The 7,264-nt window shown below is 71.3% G+C and carries 7 protein-coding genes; 4 read left to right on the top strand and 3 right to left on the bottom strand.

Annotation, left to right across the window (positions count from 1 at the left end; genetic code table 11):
- The coding region (locus tag ACSW7Y_RS15045) for an NAD(P)H-hydrate epimerase (protein ID WP_438127052.1) at window positions 1–372 on the top strand (372 nt) is incomplete at its 5' end.
- Window positions 373–381: 9 nt separating this feature from the next.
- On the opposite strand, the gene ACSW7Y_RS15040 is transcribed toward ACSW7Y_RS15045, so the two are convergent.
- Complete coding sequence (locus ACSW7Y_RS15040) at window positions 382–1,323, bottom strand: 2-deoxy-5-keto-D-gluconate 6-phosphate aldolase domain-containing protein (RefSeq protein WP_438127051.1); 942 nt, start codon at window positions 1,321–1,323, stop codon at window positions 382–384.
- Window positions 1,324–1,357: 34 nt separating this feature from the next.
- Window positions 1,358–2,500, bottom strand: coding sequence for a glycerol dehydrogenase (locus ACSW7Y_RS15035; RefSeq protein ID WP_438127050.1), 1,143 nt, complete (start codon window positions 2,498–2,500; stop codon window positions 1,358–1,360).
- Between the two features lie 132 nt (window positions 2,501–2,632).
- Between ACSW7Y_RS15035 and ypfJ the strand changes: the two genes are divergently transcribed.
- Window positions 2,633–3,526, top strand: coding sequence for a KPN_02809 family neutral zinc metallopeptidase (ypfJ, locus tag ACSW7Y_RS15030; protein ID WP_438127049.1), 894 nt, complete (start codon window positions 2,633–2,635; stop codon window positions 3,524–3,526).
- A 26-nt stretch (window positions 3,527–3,552) separates the two neighbouring features.
- On the opposite strand, the gene ACSW7Y_RS15025 is transcribed toward ypfJ, so the two are convergent.
- A complete protein-coding gene (locus tag ACSW7Y_RS15025) occupies window positions 3,553–4,485 on the bottom strand; it encodes a DsbA family protein (protein ID WP_438127048.1) in 933 nt (310 codons plus the stop codon).
- A 245-nt stretch (window positions 4,486–4,730) separates the two neighbouring features.
- Here ACSW7Y_RS15025 and ACSW7Y_RS15020 point away from each other — a divergent pair, with 245 nt between their 5' ends.
- Both ACSW7Y_RS15020 and ACSW7Y_RS15015 read left to right on the top strand, forming a co-directional pair.
- A complete protein-coding gene (locus tag ACSW7Y_RS15020; protein ID WP_438127047.1) occupies window positions 4,731–5,831 on the top strand; it encodes an ABC transporter ATP-binding protein in 1,101 nt (366 codons plus the stop codon).
- A gap of 103 nt (window positions 5,832–5,934) precedes the next feature.
- Entirely contained in the window at window positions 5,935–7,236 is a 1,302-nt protein-coding gene (locus ACSW7Y_RS15015) for a DUF4032 domain-containing protein (RefSeq protein WP_438127046.1), read from the top strand.
- The last annotated feature ends 28 nt before the right edge of the window (window positions 7,237–7,264 follow it).

Here is a 7,264-nt window from a genome sequence, read left to right as displayed (position 1 = left end):
GGCGAGCGGCTCGCGGCGGTCGCCGCGGAGGCGGCGCTCGACGCCGACCTCGTGCTCGACGGGATCCTGGGCATCGGGGCGGCGGGCCCCCTGCGCTCCCCCGCTCGCGAGGTCGTGGACGCCCTGCGGGAGCTCGCCCGCGACCAGCGCGCACCGTTCGTGGTCGCGGTCGACGTGCCGAGCGGCATCGACGTCGACACGGGCGGCGTCGCGGACGACCACGTGCTGCACGCGGACGTCACGGTGACGTTCGGCGGCGTGAAGGCGGGGCTCCTGGTCGGGCCGGCCGCGACGCTCGCCGGTCGCATCGAACTCGTGGACGTCGGGATCGGTGCGGACCTGGCGACCGTGGAGCCGCTGGTCCGCACCTGACCCTCGGCGTCAGGAGGCGCCGGCGTCCACCCCGTGCTCGACGTCGGGGCGTGCCTCGAGCCACGTGTCGACGAAGTGCCGGTAGTTGGCCGCGATGAGCCGCTCGGCCGACACGGGGTCGAGTCCCTGCTGCACGACGTCGTCGAGGGCGTCCTGCCAGTTGCTCCGGCCGATCGCGAAGCCCACGAACCCGTCGACCGGTGCGGCGACCCGGAGCCACCGGTCGAGCTGCTCCTCCGGGGCGTCCCGGCCGAGCACGATGCACTGCACACCCGCACGGCCGCCCGCGCGCACGGCCGCGACGACGCGTTCGGCGTCCTCGGTGCGGTCGAGGCCCTCGAGCTTCCAGACGTCGGGTTCGACGCCGTGCTCCTGCAGGAACCCGATCGTCTCGACCACGAGCCCGGGGCGGACGTCCCGGTCGTAGTCGTCCGTCGACGCCTGCTGGTCGTCGGTCGCCGGGACGAGGAGCTCGACCAGGAACGTCCGGCCGGCGTCGTGCAGCGTCCGGGAGACCTCGGCGAGCCGTTCGGCCTGCGCCGTGCGGTCGTCCGCGTCGAAGGCGGGGTTGTCGCGCACGAGCACCTTGACGAAGTCGGGGTCGAACGCGTCGACGTGCGTCAGCCAGTCGTCGCCGTACTCGAGCTCGAACCAGTCCCGCCCGGACCGCTCGATCGGCATCGCGAGCCGGAGCCCGGCCTCGCGGACGAGTCGTGCGACGTCGGCGCCGTAGCGTTCGTCCACGAGGACGCCGGTGCGCTCCCGGGACGCCCCTGCGGCGAGCGCGCTGAGCAGACCGCGGTAGACGAGCTGCTTGCCGGCGCGGACACGCTCGGCGTCGGCTTCGTCGGCGGGCTCACCGGAGTCGTCGCCGTAGGTGTGCTCCAGCAGCGAGGACCGCTGGTCCATCGCGAGGAGGAAGAGGGGGTGCTGTTCGTCGAGGTCGGCCATGCCGTCATGCTGCTCGCACCCCCTCGGTGTCCGCTCAGTGGTGGCGGTACGGCTCCGGGTCGGGCAGGCCGTGCGTGGCGCGGATGCTGCGCGCGATGCCCTCGATCGCGACGAGTGCGTCGACGACCATCTCCGCCGTGACCGGGAACGGCATGTTGTGGATGGTCTCGCCGGCCTCGGTCGCGGCCTCGGCGACCGCACGGAGCTCCTCGGTGTCGTCGACGGTGAGTCCGATCTCGGTGAGGGTGTTCGGCAGCCCGACCTTCGTGGTGAACACGACGAAGTCCTCGATCTCCTGCGCGGGGGCGCCCTCGAGCACGAGCTGCGCCACGGTGCCGACGTTGACCTTCTGCCCGTGCGCGAGCCCGTGCGTCTGCGGTGCCGCGGTCAGGCCGTTGTGGATCGCGTGCGCGGCGGCGAGCCCACCCGACTCGAAACCGAGCCCGGAGAGGAGCGTGTTCGCCTCGACGACCTTCTCGAGCGCCGGGGTGACGACCCGGGCGCGGACGGCTTCGATGGCCTGCAGGGCGTTCTCGTGCAGCAGTCGCCAGGAGAGCTCCGCGAGGGCGACGCCGGTCTCGGTCTGGAGGCCGCCGGCCATGGTGTCCGCGTTCGCACGCTTCGCCGCCCGGGCCTCGACCCAGGTCGCGAGCGCGTCGCCGATGCCCGCGACGAGGAACTGCACGGGCGCGTGTGCGACGAGGTTCGTGTCGATGAGCACGAGGTCGGGGTTGTGCGGGAAGAAGCGGTACTCGAGGAACTCGCCCTCCTCCGAGTAGATGACGGCGAGGGCCGAGGTGGGGGCGTCGGTGCTCGCCGCGGTCGGGACGCTGACCCAGCGGATCTCGGTGAGGTGACCGGCGGCCTTGGCGGCGTCGATCGCACTCCCGCCGCCGACGCCGACGACGACGTCGATGTCGTGCTCGCGGATCGCCTCGACGAGCGTGTCGACCGCGGACGGCGTGGCGAAGCGGCCGAACCCGACCCGCTCGACGGGCAGCCCGGCGGCGTCGAACGCGGTCCGCACGGCCTCCTCGACGATGCCCCAGACGACGTCGTCGGCGACGATGAGCGGACGCTTGCCGATCGGCTCCACGAACTCACCGATCCGGTTGATCGCGTCCTTCCCCTGCACGTAGCGCGCGGGGCTCATGACGGTGCTGACGGGAGTGGCCATGGGTGCTGCGTCCTTCCTCGGTGCGGTGCCCGCGGCGTGCGCGACAGGTGTCGGCTGCGGGCGCCCCCGACGCTACGCGGCGCACCTCCGCGCGCTGTGACGTGGCAGGCGCCGGGTCCGTACATTCGGGGCATGACGTTCAACGACGACTCCCAGCTGTCCGGCGGGAAGGTGAAGCGCCGGGGGCGCACGGCTGCGGTCGGTGGCGGCGCGGTGGGTGTCGGCGCGATCGTGGTGTTCCTCATCGCGCAGTTCACCGGGTTCGACCTCAGCGGCGTGCTCGGCGCGGGCGACGGCACCACGACGATCCAGCAGGGCGGGGACACCGTCGACGCAGCGCCCGAGTGCCGCACCGGCCGCGACGCGAACGCCTCGGTCGACTGCCGGATGGAGGGTGCCGCCGAGTCGCTCGACGCCTACTGGTCGGCCGAGGCACCGCGGGTCGGCATCTCGTACTCGACGCCGGCGTTCTACCTCTTCCAGGACTCCACGGGCACCGGCTGCGGTACGGCGTCGTCCGCGACCGGGCCGTTCTACTGCCCGCCGGACCGTGCGCTCTACGTCGACACGTCCTTCTACGACGAGCTGCAGTCCCGCTACGGGTCGTCGGGCGGCCCGCTCGCGCAGATGTACGTCGTCGCGCACGAGTGGGGGCACCACGTCCAGCAGCTCCAGGGCACCTTCGCCGACACCGACCGCTCGGGCACGGGCGCCTCGTCGGGCAGTGTCCGCGTCGAGCTGCAGGCCGACTGCTACGCGGGCGCCTGGGTCGGCGACGCGGCGACCACGGAGGACGCGAACGGACGGACCTTCTTCGAGCCGATCACCCGGTCGCAGATCGACGACGCACTGTCCGCCGCGAGCGCCGTGGGCGACGACAGCATCCAGCGCCGGTCGACGGGCTCGGTCGACCCGGATTCCTTCACGCACGGATCGAGCGAGCAGCGGCAGCGCTGGTTCCTCCGCGGCTACCAGCAGGGCGCGACGTCCTGCGACACCTTCAGCGTGTCCGGGTCGGCCCTGTAGTCGGGAGCGTCACCGGAGCGTGCGTCTCAGTCGGCGCTGGCGCTCGCGGACGGCGTCGGCGTCGGCGTCGGCGTGGAGTCGGTCGACCCCGCGGCGCTCAGCACGAAGGTGCGGAAATCGTCGTTCGTGATCGGTGCGGTGAGCTGGTACTGCTGCCCGTTCACGAGCACGAGCGGTGTCCCGGGGAAGGACGAGAGGTCGCTACCGGGGATCTTCCCGTCCGTGACGTCGTTCGTCCGCTCGGTCACCCATCGCCCGTAGGTCTGGTCCTGGATGCAGTCCGCGATCGCGCTCTGGTCACGCATCCCGTCGACACTCCGGACGACGCTGACGAGGTCGGCGTCGCTGAGCCCCGCCGTGCCCTCCTGCGGCTGCTCCGCGAACAGGGCCTTGTTGAAGGCGAAGAACCGGTCGGGCGACCGATCGGCGACGCACGCCGCGGCGTTCGCCGCGCGGAGCGAGTACTTCGTGCCCTGCGACCGGTTCGCGAGGATCGCGATCGGGTGGATGTCCACCGTCGCTGCGCCGGACTCGACGAGGCCCTCGATGTAGTCGCCGTTGGCCTTCTCGAACTGGCCGCACGTCGGGCAGAGGTAGTCGATGTAGGTCGTGATGTGCACGGTGCCGGCGCCGTCGGAAGCCGAGGCGGACGGGGTCGAGCCAGCCGTCTGCGCCCGGAGGCCCTCGCCGATCGTGATGCCGCCCTGTGACGTGTTCGACGGGCCGGGGCCGGCGGGCTGTGCGGACTGGACGAGCACGAGGGTCACGACCGTGGCGGCGGCGAGGAGCACGACGCCGATGCCGATCTGGATCCCGAGCCGGGCGCCGCGCTGGCGACGCTTCTGCTGGGTACGGTGCTTCTGCGCACGCTGCCGGGCGGCTTCACGACGTTCGTTCCGCTCGGCGCGACCGGCAGCTGCCCGTTCGGCACGGGCGTCACCCTCGGGGCGGTTGGTCATCGGTGTGTCGTCCTCCTGATCGGGTGTCCGCACGCGCCGTGCCCCCACTCGGCGGACGGACCCGGCGATTGTAGTGGGCCGCTCTGGGAACCACCCAACCAGCCGAGAGGCACTGGCGCTCCCCGGGGAAGTCGTGTTGTATGAGCATCGATGGTCGACGGCGACCATCCGGGGCCCCCACGGGCAACCGCTTCACTACGGATCGTCCGGCACGTACCTGCCGGTGAAGGAAGGATCGAACGCTCATGGCGTCCGTCACCTACGACAAGGCAACCCGTCTCTACCCCGGAGGCACCCGCCCCGCGGTCGACTCCCTCGACCTGGACGTCGCCGACGGCGAGTTCCTCGTCCTCGTCGGCCCCTCCGGCTGCGGCAAGTCCACCTCGCTCCGCATGCTCGCGGGTCTCGAAGAGGTCAACTCCGGCGCGATCCGCATCGGCGAGCGCGACGTCACCGACGTCCCGCCGAAGGACCGCGACATCGCGATGGTGTTCCAGAACTACGCGCTGTACCCGCACATGACCGTCGCCGAGAACATGGGCTTCGCGCTCAAGATCGCCGGCGTCGGCAAGGAAGAGCGTGCGCAGCGCGTGCAGGAGGCCGCGAAGCTCCTCGACCTCGAGCAGTACCTCGGCCGCAAGCCGAAGGCCCTCTCGGGTGGTCAGCGTCAGCGCGTCGCGATGGGCCGCGCCATCGTCCGTCAGCCCCAGGTGTTCCTCATGGACGAGCCGCTGTCGAACCTCGACGCCAAGCTCCGCGTCCAGACCCGTACGCAGATCGCTTCGCTGCAGCGCCGCCTCGGTGTCACCACGGTCTACGTCACGCACGACCAGACCGAGGCCCTCACCATGGGCGACCGCATCGCGGTGCTCAAGGACGGCATCCTGCAGCAGGTCGGGTCCCCGCGTGACCTCTACGAGAAGCCGAACAACGTGTTCGTCGCCGGCTTCATCGGCTCGCCGGCCATGAACCTCCTGCCGGCGGACGTCGTCGAGGGCGGCATCAAGTTCGGCACGCTCAACCACCCGATCGACCGCGACACCCTGTCGAACGCGCGTGCTGGCAACATCACGGTCGGCATCCGCCCCGAGGACGTCGTCGTGTCGACCTCGGGCGAGGGCCTCCCGGTCACGGTCGACGTGGTCGAGGAGCTCGGCGCCGACGGCTACCTCTACGGTCACGCCGACGTGAACGGCCAGCGCACCGACATCGTCGCCCGCGTCGACGGTCGTTCGCACCCGTCGATCGGTGACACGATCGTCATCACGCCGAAGCAGGGCCACGTCCACGCCTTCGACACCGAGTCGGGCGAGCGCCTCGACGACAAGGCCGTCGTCAGCGCGTAACGCTGGGACAGCACGACAGGAGGCGCGGTGCCAGCTGGCACCGCGCCTCCCGTCTGTCAGACTGCCGAACCGACACCGGTCACCGCACCACCAGGAGCCCACCGTGCCCGACTCCCTCTCCATCACCGCCGCCACCGTCGACCCCGGCCTGCTCGACCTGCCGTGGGACCAGCCGCTCGAGGACTGGCCGGACGACGTGATCGTCGCCCTGCCGAAGGGCATCTCGCGCCACCTCGTGCGGTTCGTGCACCTCAGCGGGTACGTCGCCGCGGTGAAGGAGACCGGGGAAGAGGTGGCACGTGCCGAGTACGAGATGCTCCGCACCCTGCAGCGCATGGACGTGCCGTGCGTCGACCCGGTCGCCGTCATCACGAACCGGGTGGACGCCGACGGCGAACCGCTGCACCCCGTGCTGGTCACCCGGCACCTGCGCTTCTCGCTGCCGTACCGCGCGCTGTACTCGCAGACGCTCCGACCGGAGACCGCGACCCGCCTCGTCGACGCGCTCGCCCTGCTGCTCGTCCGACTGCACGTCATCGGCTTCTACTGGGGCGACGTGTCGCTGTCGAACACCCTCTTCCGCCGTGACGCGGGTGCCTTCGCCGCGTACCTCGTCGACGCCGAGACCGGGAAGCTCTACCCCGGTGGGCTCTCGAACGGGCAGCGCGAGAACGACCTCGAGGTCGCGCGGGTGAACATCGCCGGCGAGCTGCTCGACCTCGAGGCCGGTGGTCGCCTCGACGAGAACGCCGACCCGGTGGACGTGTCGAACCGCATCGTGGCCCAGTACCGCATCCTGTGGAAGGAACTGACGGGGACCGAGCAGTTCGACATCAAGGAGCGCTGGCGCATCAACGACCGGGTCGAGCGACTCAACGCGCTCGGCTTCGACATCGAGGAGCTCTCGATCCACACGACCGAGGGCGGGTCGCAGGTCCGCATCCAGCCCAAGGTCGTCGACGCCGGGCACCACCAGCGCCGCCTGCTCCGCCTGACCGGACTCGACGCCGGCGAGAACCAGGCCCGACGGCTGCTCAACGACCTCGACGCCTACCGCGCGCGGAACGGGCGCGACGCCCTCGACGAGGAGATGGTCGCGCACGAGTGGGTCTCCCGGGTCTTCGAGCCCGTGGTCCGGTCGATCCCGCGCGACCTCCGCGGACGGCTGGAACCGGCCGAGGTGTTCCACGAGTTGCTCGAGCACCGTTGGTTCATGTCGCAGGCCGAGGAGCGCGCGGTCTCACTGCCCGAGGCGACGACCGCCTACATCAACGACGTGCTGCGGCACCGCCGTGACGAACGCCTGCTCATCAACCCGCCGACGTCCTCGATGCCGCTCCCGATCGGTTTGGACGACGACGTGGACGCCGACGAGGACGTCGAGGACTGGCGCGCGGGCGTCTGACACCCGCCGGGCCCGGACGCCGGGAAGG

The sequence above is a fragment of the Curtobacterium flaccumfaciens genome, from assembly GCF_051548005.1.
In the GTDB taxonomy this organism is placed as follows: domain Bacteria; phylum Actinomycetota; class Actinomycetes; order Actinomycetales; family Microbacteriaceae; genus Curtobacterium.
The sequence above is the reverse complement of the archived record's forward strand: the minus strand, read 5'-3'. Positions and strand labels throughout refer to the sequence as shown.

Excerpts from the sequence above, each read along its gene's own strand:
- ACSW7Y_RS15025 (WP_438127048.1), bottom strand. The coding sequence starts at position 4,485 with ATGACCAACCGCCCCGAGGGTGACGCCCGTGCCGAACGGGCAGCTGCC.
- ypfJ (WP_438127049.1), top strand. The coding sequence starts at position 2,633 with ATGACGTTCAACGACGACTCCCAGCTGTCCGGCGGGAAGGTGAAGCGC.
- ACSW7Y_RS15040 (WP_438127051.1), bottom strand. The coding sequence starts at position 1,323 with ATGGCCGACCTCGACGAACAGCACCCCCTCTTCCTCCTCGCGATGGAC.
- ACSW7Y_RS15035 (WP_438127050.1), bottom strand. The coding sequence starts at position 2,500 with ATGGCCACTCCCGTCAGCACCGTCATGAGCCCCGCGCGCTACGTGCAG.
- ACSW7Y_RS15020 (WP_438127047.1), top strand. The coding sequence starts at position 4,731 with ATGGCGTCCGTCACCTACGACAAGGCAACCCGTCTCTACCCCGGAGGC.